This window comes from Pseudomonas sp. TH39(2020), assembly GCF_016650715.1.
Lineage (GTDB): Bacteria > Pseudomonadota > Gammaproteobacteria > Pseudomonadales > Pseudomonadaceae > Aquipseudomonas > Aquipseudomonas mandelii_C.
This window is the reverse complement of sequence record NZ_JAEKFF010000006.1, coordinates 1,595,821-1,618,417: the sequence shown is the minus strand read 5'-3', so window position 1 is coordinate 1,618,417 and position 22,597 is coordinate 1,595,821. Positions and strand designations below refer to the sequence as shown.

The following is a 22,597-nucleotide window of genomic DNA, read 5'->3' as shown; positions in this document are numbered from 1 at the left end:
ACGAGACGAAGTGTGGAGTTTAGAGGAAGAGTCCCGGACCGGGGCGACTTCCTTCGGGGAATCTGACGCCCACTTTACCGATCTTGTTCCCTTCCATGACCGCGACGGTCCAAATGGTGTTGTTCCACTCCACCTGGTCACCGACGACGGGTGCGCCGCCCACTTTATGGGCAATGAAATGGCCGAGCGACATGTCCGGATCGATGCCTTCCACTTTCAACCCGTAAAGCGCCGCAACCGCAGCCAGCTGGGCGTCTCCTTCGAGTACGAAGTCACCGAAGAAGCGCAAATCGAGGCCCCGTTGCGGTGCCTGACTGAAGAGTTTTCCGAGGGCTGGAAGGTTGTGTTCATGGCCGATTACGCACAGCAAATCGTCGACTTCGAGCACCGTACTACCCGACGGGTGGAGCAATTGCTGGCCACGAAACAGGGCTGCAATGCGGGTGCCTTCGGGCATTTTCAGTTCGCGAAGGGGCGAGCCGATGCACCATTTCTCGGCACCGAGGCGATAAACGAACAGCTCCCACTCACTGGTGACGTGGACTTCCAGGGCTGCGCGGGAGATTGGCGCCGGCTCCGGCGGAACGGTCACTTTCAAAAGCTTCGCCACCCACGGCAGGCTCGTGCCCTGCACCAGCAGCGACACCAACACGATAAAGAAGGCGAGGTTGAAATAGAGCTGGGCGTTGGGCAGGCCGGCCATCAACGGGAACACCGCCAGAATGATCGGGACCGCGCCGCGTAGCCCGACCCAGGAAATGAACGCCTTCTCGCGCCCATGGAACGCCTTGAAGGGCAGCAGGCCGACGATCACCGACAACGGCCGCGCAAACAGAATCATCCACAGCGCCAGGCCCAGAGCGGGCAGGGCAATCGGCAACAAGTCGTGGGGCGTCACCAGCAGCCCCAGCACCAGGAACATGCCGATTTGCGCCAGCCAGGCCATGCCATCGAGCATGTGCAAAATGCCGTGGCGGCTGCGCACCGGGCGGTTGCCGATGACCAGGCCGCACAGGTAAACCGCCAAAAAGCCGCTGCCGTGCAAGGCGTTGGTCAGGGCAAACACGACCAATCCGCCAGCAATAACCAGAATCGGATACAGGCCGGTGGCCAAGTGGATACGGTTGACCAGTTGCAGCATGAGCCAGCCGCCGCCCAGGCCGATGACAGCACCGATACCGAACTCACGCATCAAGTGCCCGAGCAGGCTCCAATGCAGACCGGTCTGGCCGCTGGCGAGCATGTCGATCAGGGTCACGGTGAGGAACACCGCCATCGGGTCGTTGCTGCCGGACTCGATCTCGAGGCTGGCGGTGACCCGTTCGTTCAGGCCTTTGCCGCCGAGCAGCGAGAACACCGCCGCGGCATCGGTGGAGCCGACGATAGCGCCGATCAGCAGGCCCTGAATCAGGTTCAGATTGAACAGCCACGCGGCGGCCATGCCGGTCAGCCCGGTGGTGATCAACACCCCGACCGTCGCCAGCGACAGCGCCGGCCATAACGCCACGCGGAAGCTGGAAACCCGGGTGCGCAAGCCGCCGTCGAGCAGGATGACTGCCAGGGCGAGGTTGCCGACCAGATAAGCCGTTGGGTAGTTATCGAAAATAATGCCGGCGCCATCGACGCCGGCCGACATGCCCACCGCGAGGATGATCACCAGAATCGGGATACCAAGGCGCGATGAAAGTGAGCTCACCAGAATGCTTGCACCTACCAGCAACGCGCCGATCAAGAACAGGCTGTTGATGGTCGTCGCATTCAAAGGCAGTACTCCAGAAAGCTGAAAGGCGGGCGCAAACTGACCATGCAGTCTGCGTGCCAGCGATTCTAACCTGTTGAAATGTGATGCTGTCAAAAAGCTTTTGGTCCTTCGGACCTTCGCGAGCAGGCTCGCTCCCACAGTGGACCGTGCTGTTCACATAATTTGTGTCCGACACAAATCTACTGTGGGAGCGAGCCTGCTCGCGAAGGCGTCAGACCCGCCGACGCCGATGCATGCCGTTACAGGCTAAACCGCCCAACCATGTTGTTCAGGTCCAGCGCCAACCGCGACAACTCATTGCTCGCAGCACTGGTCTGGTTAGCCCCGGTCGCCGACTGCACCGACAGATCACGAATATTCACCAGATTGCGGTCCACTTCGCGGGCCACCTGCGCCTGCTCTTCGGCAGCGCTGGCGATCACCAGGTTGCGTTCGTTGATTTCGACGATGGCGCTATTAATAGTGTCCAGCGACATGCCTGCACCACGGGCGATGTTCAAGGTCGATTCAGCACGCTCGGTACTGTTGCGCATCGAATCCACCGCGTGCTCGGTACCGCTCTGGATGCTGCCGATCATGCGTTCGATTTCGCTGGTCGACTGCTGGGTGCGATGGGCCAGGGCACGAACCTCGTCCGCCACCACGGCAAAACCACGACCGGCCTCACCGGCACGGGCCGCTTCGATGGCTGCGTTCAATGCCAGCAAGTTGGTCTGGTCAGCCAGGCCGCGAATCACGTCCAGCACTTTACCGATGTCACGGGACTCGTTGGCCAGGTCGCCAATCAGTGTCGCGGTGCTCTGCACATCGGCGCTCATGCGTTCGATGGCGCTGACGGTTTCCTGCACCAGGTCACGGCCATCACCGGCGGAGGTGGTGGCATTTTTCGAGGCTTCGGACGTGCTGACGGCATTGCGCGCGACTTCTTCCACGGCGCTGGTCATTTCGTTGACCGCGGTGGCGGCTTGTTCGATTTCGTTGTTCTGCTGGGTCAGGCCACGGGCGCTTTCGTCGGTGACACTGTTGAGCTCTTCAGCGGCGGACGCCAGTTGCGTGGCGGAACCGGAAATCCGTTGCAGGGTGTCGCGCAGCTTGTCCTGCATCTTCGACATGGCCAGCAGCAAGCGGCCGGCTTCGTCCTGACCATCTACGGTGATCGGGCGGGTCAGGTTGCCTTCTGCAATTTCTTCGGCAGCGCTCAGGGCGTTGGCGATCGGCTTGGTGATGCTGTTGGTCAGCAACCAGGCGAAAAGCAGGGTCAGGCCGGTCGCGATCACCAGCAGGGTGACCACCAGGTTGAAGGCCGAGGAGTACTGGTCTTCGGCTTGCTGATTGGTGTCGAGGGTCTGCTGAGTGTTGATCTCCAGCAAACGGTTCAACACGGTGTTCACCGCTTCGGAGTTGGTCAGCAGATCGGTGTTGAGCAGGGTGCGCAATTCATCGACCTGATTGTTGCGCGACAGGGTCTTCATCCGGTCTTCGATCTGACGGTACTGGCCGAGCAACTGCACGTACTGGTCGTAGGCCGAACGTTCCTGAGGGCTGGTGATCAGTTTTTCGTAAGTCGCCTGAGCGGCTCGAATCTGCTGATTGCGGGTTTCCAGCAGATCCATGGTCTTTTGCTGGACGTCCGGCTCGCGGTTCACCAGCAAACGGTAGGACAACACCCGCAGGCGCAGGGTGAGTTGCGTGAACTCGTCGAGGCTTTTGATGCTCGGCACGCTGCTCAAGGTGATGTCTTCACCGGCCGCGCGAATCTTGCTCATCTGGTTCAAGGCAAACACACCCAGAATCAGCATCAGGCCGCCAATCAGGGCAAAACCGAGGAACGCTCGCGGTGCGATATTCATATTACGAAGGGACATGGTGTTTACCGAAAAGAGCGCATCCGTGCGGCGCTGAGACTGACGTATGGGTGACTTATCGGTCATACGACTAAAGTCTTGAGGCCCTGCGCGTTTTTGTCGCACAACCGCTCCGGCGACGAAGTGCAGGAACCAGATTCGCCATTCACAGTCTTTAAAGTTCGCGAGGAAGGTCGCCCGCCAGGAAAATCAAGGTCTTGCGCCCCAATAACCCTGGCATCCGTGGTGACTTTTCTTTATCGTACGCGCCCCTTGAAAATGCTTGGAAAATCAAAATGTTGGAAGCATCCCTAAGCCAATTGGAACAGCTGGTCAGCGACCTGGTGCAACAGAACCAGACCCTGCTCGGCACTAACCAAACCCTGAGCGCAGAACTGGCCCAGGCCAAGGATGAAAACGAAAGCCTGCAGCTGAACCTGATGGAACAGGAAGAGAAACAAGGTGCCACCGCTGCACGCATTCAGGCCCTGGTTGAGCGCGTTAGCGCCGGCCCAGTCAGCGCATGAATCACGGCGCCGCAGGGGTAAAAGTCGTCTCGATCCTGGGGGAGGACTATTCGATCAAGGCGCCGGCCGGGGAAGAGCAAACCCTGCTGGACGCCGCGTTAATGCTGAAGGCTGCGCTGGCCGACACCAAAAGGAAGTACCCGACGCTGATCGGTGACCGCTTGCTGGTGCTGGCGGCAATGAATCTGTGCTCCCAGCAGATCGAAATGCAGAAGCAGCACAAACAGGAACTCGACCGTTACCAAGAGCAAGTCAGCGCCACGGTTGAAGTGATCTCCAAGACGATCAATCAGGCCTGATCGGCTTTGCGCACAACCAAAGAATAAATTGTCGATTGCGTTGTATACAATCGGCACGGCTGTTGCAGTGTTTCAGCCTCTTATTCTTTGGGGGTGCTCCATGCAGTTCTGGCGACGCAGTATTCAATGGCAGTTGATCCTGAGCATGGGCACCGCCCTGCTGGTCAGTATTCTGATCGTGGTTGGCATTTATACCCTCGTGGTCAACCGTCTCGCCGAGCGCTATCTGGTCGAACAAGCGCTACCGTCGAGCATCGAAGCGATGCGCAACGACATCGAGCGAATCCTCGTTCAGCCCCTCACCGCCGCCAGGGACATCGCCAGCAATAGCATGGTGCGCGACTGGCTGGCCGGGGGCGAAAACAGTGCCCAGACCAACACCTTCGTCACCTATCTGGAAGGCATCCGCGCCGAGCACAAAGCCTTTACCGCGCTTATCGTCGGCACTGCTTCCAACCACTACTTCACGGAAAAAGGCCTGGACCGGACCCTCAGCCGTTCCAACCCCAAAGACGCCTGGTTCTATTCGTTTCTCGACAGCAATCAGCCGCGCACCCTCAATATCGACAATGACACCGCGACCGGAGAGTTGGCGCTGTTCATCGACCTCAAGGTCGAGCAGGCCGGCAAAGTCGTGGGCGTTGCCGGGCTCGGCCTGAGCATGAAAGAGCTGTCGGAGCTGATCCACAACTTCAACTTCGGTGAACGCGGCAAGGTCTATCTCGTGCGTTCCGACGGTTTGATCCAGGTTCACCCCGAGGCGCAGTTCAGTGGCAAACGCTCCTTGGCCGAACAGATTGGCGCCCCGGCAGCGCAAGCCGTCATGGGCCAACAAGCTGCCACCCACAGCAGCTTCGATCGCGATGGCGAAGATTTCCTGGCGTTGAGCCTGCCGTTGCGGGACTTGGGCTGGACCCTGGTGGCTGAAGTGCCACAGTCGCAGATCTACGCCGAAGCCCGCCGCGCGATGTGGATGAGCAGCGGCATCGGCCTGGCGGTGGCGCTGGTTTGCCTGATGCTGGTGGTGTTGTTGGCCCGTGGATTGGTGCGGCCGATCCGTCAGGTAACAGCGGCGCTGGTAGCCATCGGTAGCGGTGGTGGAGATTTGACCCACAGGTTAGATTCCAGTCGCGCCGATGAACTGGGTGACCTGGCTCGCGGCTTCAATCGGTTCCTGGAAAGCCAGCGCGACATGATCGGCGAAGTGCTGACCACCAGCGAGCGTTTACGCACGGCAGTCGGCCAGGTGGCGCGGGTGGTGGACAACACCGCAGAGCGTTCCGGCCGGCAACAGGAAATGACCGACATGGTCGCCACCGCCGTTCACGAAATGGGCCTGACTGTGCAGGAAATCGCCCAGAACGCCGGCAATGCAGCGGTGGCTTCGCAAACTGCCCGGGATGAGGCGATGCAGGCGCGGGAAGTGGTGGGCGGGTCGATCCGGCATATTGAAAGCATGTCCGACGAGATTGGCCTCGCTGCCAGTGCGGTGGGCGAGTTGGCCCATCAGGTGGCGTCCATCGATCAGGTGCTGGCAGTGATTCGCGGGATTTCCGAGCAGACCAATTTGCTGGCGCTCAACGCGGCCATCGAAGCGGCGCGGGCCGGGGACATGGGCCGTGGGTTTGCGGTCGTGGCGGATGAAGTGCGGACGTTGGCGCGGCGCACGCAATCGTCGACTGATGAGATTCAGCAGATGATTGGCAGCCTCAAGCAAGGCGCGGAGAACGCGGTGTCGTCGATGCATTCCGGGCAAGCGGCAACGGGCACGGGCGTCGAGTCGAGCCAACGCACCGGGGCGTCGTTGACGGCGATTACCGGCCAGGTGGAGCGCATCAGCGACATGAACCATCAGGTGGCGGCGGCGACGGAAGAGCAGTCGGCGGTGACGGAAGAGATCAACCGGAACGTGCAGGGGATTTCTGATCTGGCCCGTGCCACCGCGGGAGAGGTCAGAGCGTGCCGTGAAGACTGTCAGACGTTACAGCGGTTGGCCGATGATTTGGCGCGGCAGATGGGTAGCTTCAAACTTACCTAACTGATCGTTCCCACGCTCCGCGTGGGAATGCAGCCCGGGACGCTCCGCGTCCCATTGGAACGCGGAGCGTCCCCTGAGGCATTCCCACGCGGAGCGTGGGAACGATCAGTGAAAGGGTGTCAGAACCACTCATCCTGCATCCCAAGGCACACATCATCCCGCGCCTCAAGAATCGCCAGTTCATGGTGACAACCCGGCACTTCCCACGTCAGGAAATACCGCGCCGCCTGCAGCTTGCCTTTATAGAAGCTCACATCCGCCACATTCCCTTTGGTAAGCCCTTCCTCAGCGCGAATCGCCTGCTCCAACCAGCGCCAGCCAATCACCGTGTGCCCGAACACTTTCAAATACAGCGCCGAGTTCGCCAGGCTGCTATTAACCTTGCCTTGCCCCAAATCCGTCAGCAAACCAATAGTCACCGTTTGCAGCCGCGCCACCAGTTTCTCCAGCGGCTCACGCAGTGCGGTTAACGATTCATACGCTTGAGCGCGCTCGGCGGTATCGGCGATCAGACGGATCAATTGCTTGAGCCCCGCACCACCGTTCTGCGCCAGTTTGCGGCCCAGCAAGTCCAGCGATTGAATGCCGTGAGTCCCTTCGTGGATCGGGTTCAGGCGGTTGTCGCGGTAATACTGCTCCACCGGGTATTCGCGGGTGTAGCCGTGGCCGCCGAGAATCTGGATCGCCAGTTCGTTGGCCTTCAGGCAAAACTCCGACGGCCAGGATTTGACGATTGGCGTGAGCAAATCCAGCAGCTCATGGGCCTGCTTGCGCTCGGCTTCAGTCTCAAGCGTCGTGGTGTCGTCAAACAGTCGCGCCGCGTACAACCCAAGGTCGAACGAGCCTTCGACGTACGCTTTCTGAGTCAGCAACATGCGTTTGACGTCGGCGTGCTGAATGATCGCTACCGGCGCGGTGTTCGGGTCTTTGCTGTCTGGCACGCGACCTTGCGGACGCTCGCGGGCGTATTCCAGGGAATACAAATACCCGGCGTAACCGAGCATCACTGCACCCATGCCGACGCCGATCCGCGCCTCGTTCATCATCTGGAACATGTAGCTCAGGCCGTGGTGCGGCTTGCCCACCAGATAGCCGACACACTCACCGTTATCGCCAAAATTCAGCGCAGTGGAGGTGGTGCCGCGCCAGCCCATCTTGTGGAACAGCCCGGCCAGCAACACGTCGTTGCGCTTGCCGAGGCTGCCGTCATCGTTGACCAGAAACTTGGGCACAATGAACAGCGAAATCCCTTTCACTCCCGCCGGTGCATCCGGCAGCTTGGCCAGCACCATATGCACGATGTTTTCCGACAGCGGGTGATCACCTCCAGAAATAAATATCTTGTTGCCCTTGAGTCGATACGTGCCGTCAGAAGCAGGCTCTGCGCGAGTACGAATATCCGACAGCGACGAGCCGGCATGCGGTTCGGTCAGCGCCATGGTGCCGAAGAAACGACCGTCGATCATCGGTTGCAGGAAGCGCTGTTTCTGCTCCTCGGTGCCGAAACTTTCGATCAGGTTCGCCGCGCCCATGGTCAGGAACGGATAAGAGGTCGACGCCGCGTTGGCCGATTGAAAGTGAGCGAAGCAGGCTTGGGACAGCAGCGTAGGAAGTTGCATGCCACCCGCATCGAAACTGCGCGCGGCGTTGAGGAAACCGGCTTCAAGGAAGGCATCCACCGCCGGTTTCACTTCCGGAATCAGAATTGCCTGACCGTCCTCATAGCGCGGCTCATTCTCGTCACCCTTGCGATTGTGCGGGGCGAAGAACTTCTCGGCGATGTTGCGGGCGGTGCCGATGGCGGCGTCGAAGGTCTCGCGGTTGTGCTCGGCGAAACGCTCACGCTGGGTCAGGCCCTCGGCATCGAGGACTTCATACAGCTCGAAAGCCAGATTGCGGGAACTGAGCAACGTCTCGGACATGGCGGCCTACCTGTTTTGGGGATGGGCCGAGTCTAGGTGTGGGAAGGGCGGGGTGAACAGGATGATTGATGAGCGTGATGGTGGAGCCGCGCGGCGACTTAGCTGGTGCCACAAAACAACTGTGGGAGCGAGCCTGCTCGCGAAGAGGCCGTCACATTCAACATTGATGTTGACTGATAGGCCGCTTTCGCGAGCAGGCTCGCTCCCACAGAGGGACTGCGATTTAGCCGATAGTCATCAAGCTGGCATTACCACCCGCCGCAGCAGTGTTAACGCTCAACGCCCGCTCAATCACCAGGCGCTCCAACGCAATGTTGGTCTCGCCTTGCGACAAGCCATGAACCCCAACAATCGCACCGGCACGCTTGGCCACTTGCTGGCAGACCGCACGCAGCTGATCGGAATGGCCGTGATGCAGAACCGCATCAAACAGCACTTCGTCCTTGCTCCAGTCGGAAACCAGTTTGATCTTCGCCTGAACGTCCTTCGGCAGACGTGCGAACACGGCCTTGGTCAATTCAGCTTCCGGCCATACCGCCGAACCGCCGACGGCCAATACCGCCGCCAGTTGCGTCAGCAAGTCGCCTTCAACTTCCGCCAGGCACAGCACGTGTTCGCGCGGCAGGATGGCGTAGCTGTTGCGTTCGCCGGTCGGGCCCGCCAGAACACGGGTGATCCCGCTTTGCGATTGCGCCGCGAACTGCACGCACAGGGTGCTCAAGTCGGCAAACTTGTTGCTGTCAGCCCAGGCTTGCAGGGCTTTCAGCGGTTTGCTCATGGCATCACGCAGACGAACGTCCGGTGCCGCGATGGCATCACCGCGAGCGAAGGATTGTTCGATCGCATCGGTAGGACGCGTCGACAGTAGACGGTACAGGTACAGCGGGCCACCGGCCTTCGGACCGGTGCCCGACAAGCCTTCGCCGCCGAAAGGTTGTACACCAACCACGGCACCGACGATGTTGCGGTTCACGTAGACGTTACCGGCGTTGACGTTGTCGATCACCTTGGCGATGGTCTCGTCGATGCGAGTGTGCACGCCCAAGGTCAGGCCGTAGCCGGAAGCGTTGATCTGACCGATCAGTTGATCGATGTCTTTACGCTTGTAGCGAACCACGTGCAGCACCGGGCCGAAGATCTCCCGTTGCAGCTCGTCGAAGCTTTCCAGTTCGATCAGCGTCGGCATCACGAAGGTGCCGCGTTTGACTTCTTCGGTGTTGGCAATGGCCACCTGGTACACGCTGCGACCTTTGTCACGCATGCCCTGGATGTGTTTCTCGATGCCGGCCTTGGCTTCGGCGTCGATCACCGGGCCGATGTCTACGGACAGGCGCTCCGGGTTGCCGAGACGGCATTCCGCCATGGCGCCTTTGAGCATTTCGATGACACGGTCAGCAGAATCTTCCTGCAGGCACAGCACCCGCAGGGCCGAGCAACGTTGACCGGCGCTGTCGAAGGCCGAGGACACCACGTCTATGACAACCTGTTCGGTCAGTGCCGAGGAGTCGACGATCATCGCGTTCTGGCCACCGGTTTCGGCGATCAGTGGGATAGGGCGACCCTGAGCATCCAGGCGACCGGCGACGTTGCGTTGCAGCAAACGAGCGACTTCGGTGGAGCCGGTGAACATCACGCCTTTGACCCGATCGTCACCGACCAGACGGGCACCAACGGTTTCGCCACGGCCCGGCAACAGTTGCAGCACGCCTTCCGGAATCCCGGCTTCGAGCAGCAAACGCACGGCTTGAGCGGCTACCAGTGGAGTTTGTTCCGCAGGTTTGGCCAGTACCGGGTTACCGGCAGCCAATGCTGCAGCGACTTGGCCGCTGAAGATTGCCAGCGGGAAGTTCCACGGGCTGATGCAGACCACCGGACCCAACGGGCGGTGGGCGTCGTTGGTGAAATCGTTGCGCGCCTGCACCGCGTAATAACGCAGGAAGTCCACGGCTTCACGCACTTCGGCGATGGCATTGGCGAAGGTCTTGCCGGCTTCGCGAGCCAGCAGGCCCATCAGCGGCTGGATCTCGCCTTCCATCAAATCGGCGGCACGTTCCAGAATCGCGGCACGCTCGGCGGGCGGAGTGGCCTGCCAGATCGGTGCAGCGTTCAGGGCGCACTGGATCGCGTTGTCGACGTCTTCGACAGTCGCTTCCTGCACATGGCCAACCACGTCACGCAGATCCGACGGGTTCAGGACTGGCGCAGGGGTTTCGGTGCTGGAGGCGCAACCGAGCATCGGCGCGGCTTTCCAGTTATTGTGAGCAGTGGCCAGCAGGGCGCAGGACAGGGAAGCCAGACGATGTTCGTTGGCCATGTCGATGCCGCTGGAGTTGGCGCGCTCGGCACCATAAAGATCACGCGGCAGCGGGATACGCGGGTGCGGCAGGCCGAAGCCGCCTTCCAGCGTCGCCATCTGCTCGATGCTGGCCACTGGATCGGCCACCAGCTCCTGGATCGAAATAGACTGGTCGGCGATGCGGTTGACGAACGAGGTGTTCGCACCGTTTTCCAGCAGGCGACGTACCAGGTAGGCCAGCAGTGTCTCGTGAGTCCCGACCGGAGCGTACACGCGGCACGGACGGTTCAGCTTGCCTTCGGAAACTTTGCCTACAACCTGTTCGTACAGCGGTTCGCCCATGCCGTGCAGGCACTGGAACTCGTACTGGCCGGGGTAATAGTTCTGACCGGCAATGTGGTAAATGGCCGACAGGGTGTGGGCGTTGTGCGTGGCGAATTGCGGGTAGATGACTTCCGGCACCGACAGCAGTTTGCGGGCGCAGGCGATGTAGGAAACGTCGGTGTACACCTTGCGGGTATAGACCGGGTAGCCTTCCAGGCCTTCGACCTGGGCGCGCTTGATTTCGCTGTCCCAGTACGCGCCTTTTACCAGGCGGATCATCAGGCGGTGACGGCTGCGGCGAGCCAGGTCGATCACGTAGTCGATCACGTACGGGCAACGCTTTTGATAAGCCTGGATCACGAAACCGATGCCGTTCCAGCCGGTCAGTTGCGGCTCGAAGCACAGGCGCTCGAGCAGATCCAGCGACAGCTCGAGGCGGTCGGCTTCTTCGGCGTCGATGTTCAGGCCGATGTCGTATTGCTTGGCCAGCAAGGTCAGCGACAGCAGGCGCGGGTACAACTCGTCCATCACGCGCTCGTACTGCGCACGGCTGTAACGCGGGTGCAGGGCCGACAGCTTGATGGAAATGCCCGGGCCTTCATAAATCCCACGACCGTGTGATGCTTTGCCGATCGAGTGAATGGCTTGTTCGTACGAGGCCAGGTATTTCTGGGCGTCGTGCTCGGTGAGTGCGGCTTCACCCAGCATGTCGTAGGAATAGCGGAAGCCCTTGGCTTCGAACTTGCTGGCGTTGGCCAGGGCTTCGGCGATGGTTTCGCCGGTCACGAACTGCTCGCCCATCAGGCGCATGGCCATGTCGACGCCCTTGCGGATCATCGGCTCGCCGCTCTTGCCGATGATGCGGCTCAAGGACGAAGTCAGGCCGGCTTCGTTGTGGGTGGCGACCAGTTTGCCGGTCAGCAACAAACCCCACGTGGCGGCGTTGACGAACAGCGACGGGCTGTTTCCCAAGTGTGGATGCCAGTTGCCGGTGCTGATCTTGTCGCGGATCAGTGCGTCACGCGTGCCTTTGTCCGGGATGCGCAGCAGCGCTTCGGCCAGGCACATCAGCGCCACGCCTTCCTGGGACGACAGGGAAAACTCCTGCAACAGGCCCTGAACAATTCCGGCACGGCCGCCGGCGCTCTTCTGATTGCGCAGTTTTTCGGCAATCGAGGCGGCCAGCTTGTTGGTGGCTTCGGCCATGGCAATCGGCAAGCGAGCCTGCTCGATCAGCATCGGCACCACTTCCGGCTCAGGGCGACGGTAAGCGGCGGTGATCGAAGCGCGCAGGACCGATTGCGGCAGGATGCTTTCGGCGAATTCGAGGAAGCACTGGTGCGCGTGGTCGGCATGGACTTCGCCAGCGTCGTCAGCATCTTTGCTGATCAAACCGCTCAGCTCAGTCAGGGTTGCACCACCCTCGAGTTTTTCCAGGTAATTGAAAATTGCCTGTTTGATCAGCCAGTGCGGCGTGCGATCAATCGAGGTCGCGGCAGCCTTGAGGCGCTCGCGGGTCGGGTCGTCAAGTTTGACCCCAAGGGTGGTGGTAGCCATATTTTTATCCTCATGTTTGCCACGACCGCGTGGCATCAGCTGGCGGCAAGATTAGCCGTGCAACCGTCGAGGTGCAACCGGGTGCAACCCTTTTTTTGTCGGAATAATACGCAGCTCGTCAGGAAATAAATTCCGGTACGAACGTACCGCTCCTGCTTGGTGCTTTTGCTTCTAGTAAACCCCCAGGACTGCGCTAAAAGGGAGCAAAAACAGGGCTTTTTCAGGTAAATCCGACTAGGTGCAACTTATTCTCAAAAAATGGGTTGCACCTTATTTGCTTTGTTGAATAGCATTCGCGCCCAAGGTGCAACCGGTCATAAAAGACCGGTGCACCGGCTGATGGCTTTCCTGGGGAAACATCAGTCATAAATGCGCGGGCCCCGAAATCGTCTGAACAAACGTTGCCGTTTGTCGGCGATTTCACACTCTGCCGCTACATAAAAACAAAGCCAGGGCATCACTTAATGAGCGTAAGCAATCCAACCTTGATCACGTTCGTGATCTACATCGCAGCAATGGTGCTGATCGGCTTCATGGCCTATCGCTCCACCAACAACCTTTCTGACTACATTCTGGGCGGTCGCAGCCTGGGCAGCGTCGTGACTGCATTGTCCGCCGGCGCCTCCGACATGAGCGGCTGGTTGTTGATGGGCCTGCCGGGCGCTATCTACATGTCCGGTCTGTCCGAAAGCTGGATCGCCATCGGTCTGATCATCGGTGCTTACCTGAACTGGCTGTTCGTTGCTGGCCGTCTGCGCGTGCAGACCGAGCACAACGGTGATGCGCTGACCCTGCCGGATTACTTCTCCAGCCGTTTCGAAGACAAAAGCGGCCTGCTGCGGATCATCTCCGCCGTCGTGATCCTGGTGTTCTTCACCATTTACTGCGCTTCCGGCATCGTGGCTGGCGCCCGTCTGTTTGAAAGCACCTTCGGCATGTCCTACGAGACGGCGCTGTGGGCCGGTGCTGCGGCGACGATTGCCTACACCTTCGTTGGCGGTTTCCTGGCAGTGAGCTGGACTGACACCGTACAAGCCACGCTGATGATCTTCGCCCTGTTGCTGACGCCGATCATTGTGCTGCTGGCCACTGGCGGCATCGACACCACGTTCCTGGCGATCGAAGCGCAAGACCCAAGCAACTTCGACATGCTGAAAAACACCACCTTCATCGGCGTGATTTCGCTGATGGGCTGGGGCCTGGGCTACTTCGGTCAGCCGCACATCCTGGCGCGTTTCATGGCCGCGGATTCGGTCAAGTCGATTGCCAAAGCACGTCGCATCTCCATGACCTGGATGATCCTGTGCCTGGGCGGCACCGTGGCTGTCGGCTTCTTCGGTATTGCCTACTTCTCGGCAAACCCTGCCGTGGCCATGCCAGTGAGCGAAAACCACGAACGTGTGTTCATCGAACTGGCCAAGATCCTGTTCAACCCATGGGTCGCTGGTGTGCTGCTGTCGGCCATTCTGGCTGCGGTGATGAGCACTCTGAGCTGCCAATTGCTGGTGTGCTCGAGCGCCCTGACCGAAGACTTCTACAAAACCTTCCTGCGTAAAACCGCTTCCCAGGTCGAGTTGGTCTGGGTCGGCCGTGCCATGGTGCTGCTGGTTGCCTTGATCGCTATCGCTCTGGCTGCTAACCCGGAAAACCGTGTACTGGGTCTGGTCAGCTACGCCTGGGCCGGTTTCGGTGCTGCGTTCGGTCCGGTTGTCCTGATCTCCGTGATCTGGAAAGACATGACCCGCAACGGCGCACTGGCCGGCATCCTGGTCGGCGCGATCACCGTGATCGTGTGGAAACACTTCGAACTGCTGGGCCTGTACGAAATCATCCCGGGCTTCATCTTCGCCAGCCTGGCGATCTACATCGTCAGCAAACTGGGCGAGCCGACTCACGGCATGCTCCAGCGCTTTGCGGCTGCCGAGGCAGATTTCCGCCTGAACAAGTGATCGGGATGAGCTAAGACTCTGATCTTTCGTCGAACATGAAAACGGCCCGCTTCCTCTATGGAGGCGGGCCGTTTTTTTTTGGTTTCCCGGTGTGTGGGAAGTGTCTCAGATCCCTGTGGGAGCGAGCCTGCTCGCGAAAGCGGTGTATCAGTCGACATCAATGCTGAATGAGCCACCGCATTCGCGAGCAGGCTCGCTCCCACAGGGGTTGGTGGTGGTTTTGAAGGAGATGTCTGTAGCCATATACACCGATTGGTGAAGGAGAAATCTCTAAAAAAGCAGGACAAATCTGATTTCCCTGTCCCTCCATCAATGCCCCTTGTTGCTCATGCAGAATCGCCCGCCTTCATTCTGCTGAGACACATCGGATGTTCGCTCCTGCCAATCAACCGCGTTTCACGTTGACGATCGACGGCGTCCAGAATGAGCTCAAGGTGCTTGAGTTCACGGGCACGGAAGCCATCAGCCAGCCCTACCGTTTTGACCTGGAACTGGTCAGCGAACGGCCCGACATCGAGCTTGAAAGCCTGCTGCATCGTCAGGCATTTCTGAGTTTTGATGCGCAGGGTTCCGGCATTCATGGTCAGATTTTTCGCGTTGGCCAAAGCGATTCCGGACAACGCCTGACGGGTTACCAAATCAGCCTCGTGCCGCGTCTGGCCTACCTCGGCCAGCGCATCAATCAGCGGATCTTCCAGCACAAAAGCGTGCCGGCGATCATCACGCAGGTCCTCAAGGACCACGGCATCCAGCGCGATGCCTTCGAGTTCCGGCTCGGCAGCGACTACTCCCCGCGTGAGTACTGCGTGCAATACGCCGAAAGCGATCTGGCGTTCATCCAGCGGCTGTGTGCCGAGATCGGCATTCACTACCACTTTCAGCACAGCCTCGACGGGCACCTGTTGGTGTTTGGTGATGACCAGACGGTTTTCCCTCGTCTGCCCGAGCCGACGCTATACCTGCCGGGCAGCGGAATGGCGGCGGATGCGCCGGCCATCAAACGTTTCAACGTGCGACTGGAAACCCGGACGACAGCCGTAACCCGTCGCGACTACGACTTCAAAAAACCTCGCCTGCAACTTGAAAGCCGCCTCGACAGCGAGCTGCGACCGGTACTCGAGGATTACCACTTCCCGGGCCAATTCACCGACCGCGAACACGGCAAGCATCTGGCCCAACGAGCACTCGAACGCCACAACGCCGACTTCCGTCAGGCCGAAGGTCGTGGCGACGAATCGGCATTGGTCAGCGGGCATTTCCTACACCTGGCCGAGCATCCGCGTCTGGCATGGAATGACCTGTGGTTGATCACCGAAATCGAACACCGTGGCCGCCAGCCGCAAGTGCTGGAAGAGTCGGTTACCAGCGACAGTCCGGATGATTTCCAGGGCTATCGCAATACCTTTCTGGCAACACCGTGGGACGTTTCGTTTCGCCCTCCACTCGGGCCGGAAAAACCACGCATGCTCGGCTATCAATCTGCCGTGGTCACCGGCCCGACCGACAGTGAAATCCATTGCGACGAGTTCGGTCGAGTCAAGGTTCAGCTCGCCTGGGACCGTGACGGTCAGCTCGATGAACACTCCAGTTGCTGGCTGCGCGTCGCCACCGGCTGGGCGCACGACCGTTATGGCAGCGTGATGATCCCGCGAGTCGGCATGGAAGTGCTGGTGGGATTCGTCGACGCCGATGCCGACAAACCGCTGGTGATGGGTTGCCTGCCTAACGCCGCAACCCCAGTGCCGCTCGATCTTCCCGCTGACAAAACCCGTAGCATCTTCCGCAGCCAGAGCAGTCCCGGTGGTGGCGGTTACAACGAATTGCGCATCGAGGATCGCAAAGGCGCCGAGGAAATCTACCTGCGCGCCCAGCGAAATTGGACCCAACACGTACTGAATGATCAACAAGTGCAGGTCGATAACGCCCGCAGCATCGTCGTCACCGGCACCGCTCGCCATGAACTGAAGGCCGACGAGCAACGCATCACTCACGGCCAGCGCCAGACCGAAGTGAAACTGGATGATCACCTGGTGGTGGCTGGTGACCGACACATTCGGGTGACCAGCCAGGCGCTGAATGCCAGTCAGCAATTTCATGTCAGCGCCGGCCAGCAAGTGGTGATCGACGGCGGGGCCAGCGCGACGATTCAGGCGGGCGGGCAGTGGATCAACATTGGGCCGGGCGGGATTTTCAGTAGCGTACCGATTCAGGTGGGGGGCGCGTTGATGCCGGCCATGGCAGCTGCGCCGGCCTTGCCGGATACACCGTTGAAACTCGCCGCCGCCCCGGCGGCGTTGCTCAGCGCGGCGCAGATCATGAGCCTGAAAGGTGATGCGCCGTTCTGTGAAGAGTGTGAGCGCTGCAAGGACGGTGTCTGTGCAGCCTGATCACTTGTCACCTCTCGACTGGCTGGAACAGCAGCCGCTGCAAGCGTCGGAGCAACTGCTCGCGATCTTCAGCAACGCCAGCGCCGCTGAACCGTTCAAAGCCTGGCAGCGCTCGATCACTGCTCAAACCCCGAACCCGATTTGGGCTGAGACAGCCTACGCCGAGTGGGAACCGGTAATGCCCTATGTCGGAATCGTCGCTGCTGGCAGTGAGTTTCTGCAGTGGGTTGCCAACACGGAGTCTCGCGACTGGGGTTGGCTGGCGGTTTCTTCTGCCCCTCAGGAGGTGTTGGTCGAGCATCTGCGCAGCCTCACTCAAATCCTTTTGCCCAACGGTAATGCGGTGTTTTTCCGCTTCTGGGACGGGCGTTATTTGCTGTCGATTCTTCGGTCAACCGAGGTTAACGCTACGCAGCTGCTGCCGGTGATCGGGCGTTGTTTGATCAATGGTCAATCGGTCGAAATCGGTGGCCAAGCGTTGAACAGTTCCCGGGTTTTTCCGTGGTGGGAAGTTTCCGAATCGCTGCTCAAACACCTCGCCGAAGAGTCCGCAACAACCCGCATCAACAACTTGGTGAAGTGGCTTGGCGAGGAGCGTCCTGATCTTTTTGAGGCGTTTTCCGACAGTGTTTTGCGCCACAAGGTCGCGATCTTTCTTGAGGCGTCCGACCTGCCTCAAGCACCCAAAACGGCCTTGGTGGACTACCTGATGGCGGAGCTGAACTGATGGATCAGATTGTACGTATCGAGCAGGACCTCGACAGTTTCCCAAGCACCCTTTCTCTTTATCGCGAACAGTTGAAGCACTGGTTCAGTCGGGCGGCGGACAAGGCCAGTCACGCGGCTGATTTGCCTTCGTTGATGGGCATGGAACGGATCATTCGATTTGGCAGCACCAGCACAGCGGTGAGCAGTGGCGACGACGATTTTCTCTCCTCCGTGGTGCAATGCCCAAAGGGTGGAAAGCTAGAGATAGAGAGCAAGTTTGAATCGGTTTATGACATCCCCGTGGGGAATATTCAGGTAGATGTGATTGCGCTTGAGAGCGGAGAGACGACGCTTGTCACGCTTGATGAAAATGGCAAAGGGACGTTCAAGGGGGACGAGGGCAAGTTCTACCGCATTCATGTCCACAACGAAGTCACACCGCAGCACGTTGAAGATCTTTTCTCTTCCTACAACGGGCTGACGAAGGAACTTGAGAAGTGGCTGCGTGATGAATGGAAGTCGTTTAAGCCTAAGTGGTCGGAATCGTCTTCGGTTGCTGCAGGCAATGGAATACTCGCGGGAAGTTGGGCGGCGATCGAGGGCGTGTGGGACGGCATCGGCCTGCTTTCGGACATCCTCAAGGATCCCGGGAAGTTTGGTGAGCGGTTGGGCGAGAGCGCCACAGCGCTGAAGAACCTCGCGCAAACCGCCCCCGATGTCATGGAAAAAGCCCAGCTGCTGGCCAGTGACGAAGCGGCGCTGTGCCTGCTGTTACGCACCGCCAGCCTCTGGTTGGACATGCTGCCGCCCGGCGAGATCGCCGGCAAAACTGCCGAAGCCGTGTCGACGGTGGTGGTGCAGCTGTTGATCGACATCCTGATTGGCATCGTTCTGACGTTCGCTGCAGCAGGGGCCGGTATCGCCTATTTGACGATGCGGCTGGCTAATCGAGCTGCGCAATTACTCAGCGCTGTTCTGCGTCTCGTCAAAGCGATTTTCACGATCATCAACAGCTTCATCAGCTACGTCGACCGCTACAAAAAAGTCGCTGCGAGGGGCATCGCGGCCGGTATGAAAAAAGGCCGCATGCAGCTGCGGTGGGATGCCAGGCGCAACACCACGCTGAAAAAAGACGAACACCACGACAACGCCCCGGATCAGGCGAAAAACCCCAACGGCGACAGCGCCGATTCCGTTGATAAAACCGCGACCAATAAATGCCCGGTGTCGATGGTCACCGGCGAAGAACTGCTCACGCTGACCGACGGTGCGCTGGACGGCATCCTGCCGTTCGACTTCACCCGGCTCTATCGCACCAGCGCCGCCGAGATCGATATCGGCCTCGGGTTCGGCTGGAGTCACAGCCTCGCCCATCGCCTGGAAATCGACGGCGACACTGTCCTCTGGATCGACCACGAAAACCGTCGCACCACTTTCCCGCTGCCAAACAGTGAACGCCCGGCGATCCACAACAGCCTGTCGCGGGCGGCGATTTATCTGGGCGATCAACCCGAAGAATTGATCCTCGCCCAGGCTGGCGACGATGCGCGCTTCTATCACTTTCAAAACGGCCGGCTGACCACCATCAGCGACGCTTACGACAACCGCCTGCGCATCACCCGCGACCGGCAAGACCGCATCAAACGTCTCGACAATGGCGCCGGCCGTGCCTTGCGCTTGCGCTATGAGCGCGGCCATTTGGTCGCCGTCGACTATCAGGTTTTTGTCCCGGCCCAGACCCTCGACGAGGCTTGGCACACCGAGCAGACACTGGTTGCCTACCGATACGACGCTTGTCATCGCTTGATCGAAGCAACCAATGCCGCCGGCGAAAGCGAGCGCTACGACTACGACGATCAGCACGTCATCCTGCAGCGGCAACTGACCGGTGGGGCGAGTTTCTTCTGGGAGTGGGAACGGTCCGGCAAGGCGGCCCGATGCATCCGACACTGGGCGTCGTTTTCGCAGATGGACGCGCGTTACGCCTGGGATGACAACGGCAGTGTGCTGGTTAAAAACGCTGACGGTAGCGAAGAGATTTACGAGCACGACCGACAGGCGCGACTGGTGCGCAAGGTCGAGCTGGACGGCGGCGAGCACCTCAAGGCCTACGACGACAACGGTCGGTTGCTTGCTGAGCAGGATCCGCTCGGCGCCGTCACCGAATACCGTTACGACGAGGTCGGACGGCTTATCGCGCTGATTCCACCGGAAGATGAGCCGACGGCCTACGAGTACCGCAACGGTTTCCTGCATGCGCGGTTTCGCGGCAAAGCCGTGTGGAAATATCAGCGCAACGCCCAAGGCGACATCACCGAGGCGACCGATCCTGACGGCCATGTCAGCCACTATCACTACGACGAAAAAGGTCAGCTGCTGTCGATCCGTTACCCGGACACCAGTCGGCATGTCTTCGTCTGGAATGGCTTGGGGCAGCTGGTTGAGGAAACGCTACCGGACGGCGGTCATCGGCGGTTTTCCTACGATGCGTTGGGCCGGCAGATTACCCGTCAGGACGAACACGGCGCCGTCACCCAGTACCAATGGGATGCCGTCGGCCGACTGATCCAGACCACGCTTCCCACCGGCGCCAGCCGCGCCTTCAGCTACAACGCCTACGGCAAGATCACCGCAGAACGCGATGAACTGGGCCGCGTCACCCGCTACGAATACGTCGACGATCTGCACCTGGTCAGCCGCCGTATCAATCCCGACGGCACCCAGCTGAAGTACCGCTACGACAACGCGCAGCTGTTGCTCACGGAAATCGAAAACGAATCCGGCGAAAAATATCTTCTGGACTACACGCCCAATGGCTTGATCCGACAGGAAACCGGATTCGACGGCCAACGCACGGCGTACGCCTACGACCTCAACGGCCAGCTGCTGGAGAAAACCGAGTTCGGCGAGGACGGCTCGCAGCTGGTGACGGCGTATGAGCGGGATTCGGCCGGACGCCTGCTGGTCAAAACCCTGCCCGACGGCATCAAGGTCGAATACCGCTACGACAGCCTCGGCCGACTGGTCAGCGTCGACGACGGCCACGACCATCCGCTGGAGTTCGAATACGACCAGCAGGACCGACTGATCACTGAGCATCAGGGCTGGGGCACGCTGCGCTATGGCTACGACGCCTGCGGTCAGCTCCATCGCCTGCGCCTGCCGGACGGCAGCAAACTCGATTACCACCACGCCAAGGGCGGGGCGCTGACGGCCATCGACCTCAACGGCGCGCGGCTTACCAGTCACCAATTTGCCTTCGGTCGCGAGCAGCAACGCCAGCAGGGGCAGGTGCTCAGCGAATATGCCTACGACGATCAGGGCCGATTGAAGGCCCACGCTGTCAGTCAACAGCACCAAACACTGTATCGCCGCGACTATGCCTACAGCGCCAACGGCAATCTCGACAGCATCGCCGACACCCGTCACGGCCAACGCAATTACCAATACGACCCGCTCAACCGCCTGACTCGCGTGCGCCACACCCGAGACGATCCACCGGAAAGCTTCGCCCATGACCCGGCGGGCAACCTGCTGATGCAGGACCGCTCCGGCGCAGCGAAGGTGCTGGGCAACCGCCTGCTGATGCAAGGCGAGCGCCACTATGACTACGACGCCTTCGGCAACCTGATCCGCGAGCGCCGCGGCACCGGGCAAAAGCTCATCACCGAATACCGCTACGACTGCCAGCACCGCTTGGTCGGCGTCACGACCCCGGACGGCCGTTGCGCCAGCTACCGCTACGACGCCTTCGGCCGCCGCATCAGCAAAACCGTCGACGGCAACACCACCGAGTTCTTCTGGCAGGGCGACCACCTCATCGCCGAAAGCAGCCACGAGCACTACCGCAGCTACGTCTACGAACCCGGCAGCTTCCGCCCACTGGCCATGCTCGACGGCAAAGGCCCGCGCAAGGCCTGCCCGTTTTACTACCAACTCGATCACCTCGGCACACCGCAGGAACTGACCGATTTTGGTGGCGAAATTGTCTGGTCGGCGAAGTACAACGCCTACGGCAAAGTCACCCGCCTTGCGTTCGGTGGGGGAGAGCAGCTCGAGCAACCGTTGCGGTTTCAAGGGCAGTACTTCGACGCTGAGAGCGGTCTGCACTACAACCGGCATCGGTACTATGATCCGGAGTTGGGTCGGTACCTGACGCCGGATCCGATCAAGCTGGCGGGTGGGCTGAACCAGTACCAGTACACGCCGAATCCGACGGGGTGGGTTGATCCGTTGGGGTTGGCGTGCAGCCCGTGTCCTGGAGATAGAGAGGTCGATGGACCGTATAGCGAAATTGTTCCTGGTGGGGGCTTAGATGCGCATGAGGCTCGGGGAGGGCACTTTATTGAAAAACACATTGGTCGATCTGAAGCTCAGCTGGCACAAAGGTTAAAAGATGAGCCGTGGCTTGGTAGGGCGTCTACTTTCTATGATCGGGCAACGGCGGAGAAAGCTATGTCCAGCGTGATAGCGACCAATAAAGCTGTGATAACAAAATTCATAAAGAGCAAAGATAGCCAGATCCTTATTAGTGACTCGGTCCCTTATCCAGTAGGCGTTGTTTTAAGACGCAAAGCGTCTACCGTGAAGCCTGTATCCGGTGTGTATCTACTTTTACGCAAGGACAGGGAAATGCCCGACGGTTATCGAATACATACAGGGTATGCAGAATAATGAGAACAAGATTTCCGGCGCTATTTCAGTTCTTGGCTGGCTACTTCCATGAAGATTGGCGATGTGATCACGAGTCAGAAGATGATGTCGTTCGATCATTCGTTACAGACTCATCTCTAGAAACAATTTCTCAAGTGAAGGACGAGTTGCAGGTCGTTTTGCGTACTATCCAAAGTGAAGAGGAATTACAGATATTTTTGTTTGAGGAAATTGGATGTTCCTACTATTACCCCTATGCGTGGCCATCAGGTAAAGCTTGGTTGGAACATATTTTTGGCATGCTTAGCTATGGACCTTTCTAGATTTTCTG

Annotated in this window: 12 protein-coding genes and 2 pseudogenes; 9 read left to right on the top strand and 5 right to left on the bottom strand. The window is 59.6% G+C overall.

The genetic code is table 11. The features are described from left to right. Nucleotides 1-19: 19 nt before the first annotated feature. The 3 genes and pseudogenes from JFU47_RS15170 to JFU47_RS33630 form a co-directional block, all read right to left on the bottom strand. Entirely contained in the window at nucleotides 20-1,762 is a 1,743-nt protein-coding gene (locus tag JFU47_RS15170; RefSeq protein WP_201183928.1) for a potassium/proton antiporter, read from the bottom strand. Nucleotides 1,763-2,001: 239 nt separating this feature from the next. Next, nucleotides 2,002-2,865, bottom strand: coding sequence for a methyl-accepting chemotaxis protein (locus tag JFU47_RS33635; RefSeq protein WP_371922129.1), 864 nt, complete (start codon nucleotides 2,863-2,865; stop codon nucleotides 2,002-2,004). Beyond that, a pseudogene (locus JFU47_RS33630) lies at nucleotides 2,857-3,612 on the bottom strand (MCP four helix bundle domain-containing protein); the annotation flags it as partial. The gene JFU47_RS33635 and the pseudogene JFU47_RS33630, both read right to left, overlap by 9 nt. 290 nt (nucleotides 3,613-3,902) lie before the next feature. Here JFU47_RS33630 and JFU47_RS15160 point away from each other — a divergent pair. The 4 genes and pseudogenes from JFU47_RS15160 to JFU47_RS33620 all read left to right on the top strand — a co-directional run bounded on the left by JFU47_RS15160 (nucleotide 3,903) and on the right by JFU47_RS33620 (nucleotide 6,470). Beyond that, a complete protein-coding gene (locus JFU47_RS15160; protein WP_123366906.1) occupies nucleotides 3,903-4,133 on the top strand; it encodes a hypothetical protein in 231 nt (76 codons plus the stop codon). Beyond that, entirely contained in the window at nucleotides 4,130-4,432 is a 303-nt protein-coding gene (locus JFU47_RS15155; RefSeq protein ID WP_008149648.1) for a cell division protein ZapA, read from the top strand. The genes JFU47_RS15160 and JFU47_RS15155 overlap by 4 nt, the downstream gene beginning before the upstream one ends. Before the next feature lie 100 nt (nucleotides 4,433-4,532). Beyond that, nucleotides 4,533-5,603, top strand: a pseudogene (locus tag JFU47_RS33625) (HAMP domain-containing protein); the annotation flags it as partial. Nucleotides 5,604-5,624: 21 nt separating this feature from the next. Next, nucleotides 5,625-6,470, top strand: coding sequence for a methyl-accepting chemotaxis protein (locus JFU47_RS33620; RefSeq protein WP_409212698.1), 846 nt, complete (start codon nucleotides 5,625-5,627; stop codon nucleotides 6,468-6,470). A 119-nt stretch (nucleotides 6,471-6,589) separates the two neighbouring features. Here the strand turns inward: JFU47_RS33620 and JFU47_RS15145 are convergent, their stop codons facing one another. Both JFU47_RS15145 and putA read right to left on the bottom strand, forming a co-directional pair. Then, nucleotides 6,590-8,392 carry an acyl-CoA dehydrogenase gene (locus JFU47_RS15145; RefSeq protein WP_201183919.1) on the bottom strand — a complete coding sequence of 601 codons (1,803 nt, stop codon included), beginning with the start codon at nucleotides 8,390-8,392 and terminating at the stop codon, nucleotides 6,590-6,592. A gap of 223 nt (nucleotides 8,393-8,615) precedes the next feature. Beyond that, nucleotides 8,616-12,569 carry a trifunctional transcriptional regulator/proline dehydrogenase/L-glutamate gamma-semialdehyde dehydrogenase gene (gene putA / locus JFU47_RS15140; protein ID WP_201183916.1) on the bottom strand — a complete coding sequence of 1,318 codons (3,954 nt, stop codon included), beginning with the start codon at nucleotides 12,567-12,569 and terminating at the stop codon, nucleotides 8,616-8,618. 464 nt (nucleotides 12,570-13,033) lie between these two features. Between putA and putP the strand changes: the two genes are divergently transcribed. From putP to JFU47_RS15115, 5 genes are all read left to right on the top strand, one after another. Further along, the gene (gene putP, locus JFU47_RS15135; RefSeq protein ID WP_140680736.1) at nucleotides 13,034-14,518 is read left to right on the top strand and encodes a sodium/proline symporter PutP; all 1,485 of its coding nucleotides are present in this window, start codon (nucleotides 13,034-13,036) and stop codon (nucleotides 14,516-14,518) included. 368 nt (nucleotides 14,519-14,886) lie between these two features. Then, on the top strand, nucleotides 14,887-16,905 hold the full coding sequence (locus JFU47_RS15130) for a type VI secretion system Vgr family protein (RefSeq protein WP_201183913.1): 2,019 nt from the start codon (nucleotides 14,887-14,889) through the stop codon (nucleotides 16,903-16,905). Continuing rightward, nucleotides 16,895-17,632: a DUF4123 domain-containing protein gene (locus JFU47_RS15125; RefSeq protein ID WP_201183910.1), complete on the top strand. Its 738-nt coding sequence runs from the start codon at nucleotides 16,895-16,897 to the stop codon at nucleotides 17,630-17,632. Before JFU47_RS15130 ends, JFU47_RS15125 begins: the two co-directional genes overlap by 11 nt. Further along, nucleotides 17,632-22,287 (top strand): RHS repeat protein, encoded by a 4,656-nt coding sequence (locus JFU47_RS15120; RefSeq protein ID WP_201183906.1) that lies wholly within the window; start codon nucleotides 17,632-17,634, stop codon nucleotides 22,285-22,287. The genes JFU47_RS15125 and JFU47_RS15120 overlap by 1 nt, the downstream gene beginning before the upstream one ends. After that, complete coding sequence (locus JFU47_RS15115; protein ID WP_201183903.1) at nucleotides 22,287-22,589, top strand: contact-dependent growth inhibition system immunity protein; 303 nt, start codon at nucleotides 22,287-22,289, stop codon at nucleotides 22,587-22,589. The genes JFU47_RS15120 and JFU47_RS15115 overlap by 1 nt, the downstream gene beginning before the upstream one ends. The last annotated feature ends 8 nt before the right edge of the window (nucleotides 22,590-22,597 follow it).

Excerpts from the sequence above, each read along its gene's own strand:
- JFU47_RS33635 (WP_371922129.1), bottom strand. The coding sequence starts at position 2,865 with ATGCAGGACAAGCTGCGCGACACCCTGCAACGGATTTCCGGTTCCGCC.
- putP (WP_140680736.1), top strand. The coding sequence starts at position 13,034 with ATGAGCGTAAGCAATCCAACCTTGATCACGTTCGTGATCTACATCGCA.
- JFU47_RS15130 (WP_201183913.1), top strand. The coding sequence starts at position 14,887 with ATGTTCGCTCCTGCCAATCAACCGCGTTTCACGTTGACGATCGACGGC.
- JFU47_RS15160 (WP_123366906.1), top strand. The coding sequence starts at position 3,903 with ATGTTGGAAGCATCCCTAAGCCAATTGGAACAGCTGGTCAGCGACCTG.
- JFU47_RS15115 (WP_201183903.1), top strand. The coding sequence starts at position 22,287 with ATGAGAACAAGATTTCCGGCGCTATTTCAGTTCTTGGCTGGCTACTTC.
- JFU47_RS15145 (WP_201183919.1), bottom strand. The coding sequence starts at position 8,392 with ATGTCCGAGACGTTGCTCAGTTCCCGCAATCTGGCTTTCGAGCTGTAT.
- JFU47_RS15155 (WP_008149648.1), top strand. The coding sequence starts at position 4,130 with ATGAATCACGGCGCCGCAGGGGTAAAAGTCGTCTCGATCCTGGGGGAG.
- JFU47_RS15120 (WP_201183906.1), top strand. The coding sequence starts at position 17,632 with ATGGATCAGATTGTACGTATCGAGCAGGACCTCGACAGTTTCCCAAGC.
- JFU47_RS33620 (WP_409212698.1), top strand. The coding sequence starts at position 5,625 with ATGATCGGCGAAGTGCTGACCACCAGCGAGCGTTTACGCACGGCAGTC.
- putA (WP_201183916.1), bottom strand. The coding sequence starts at position 12,569 with ATGGCTACCACCACCCTTGGGGTCAAACTTGACGACCCGACCCGCGAG.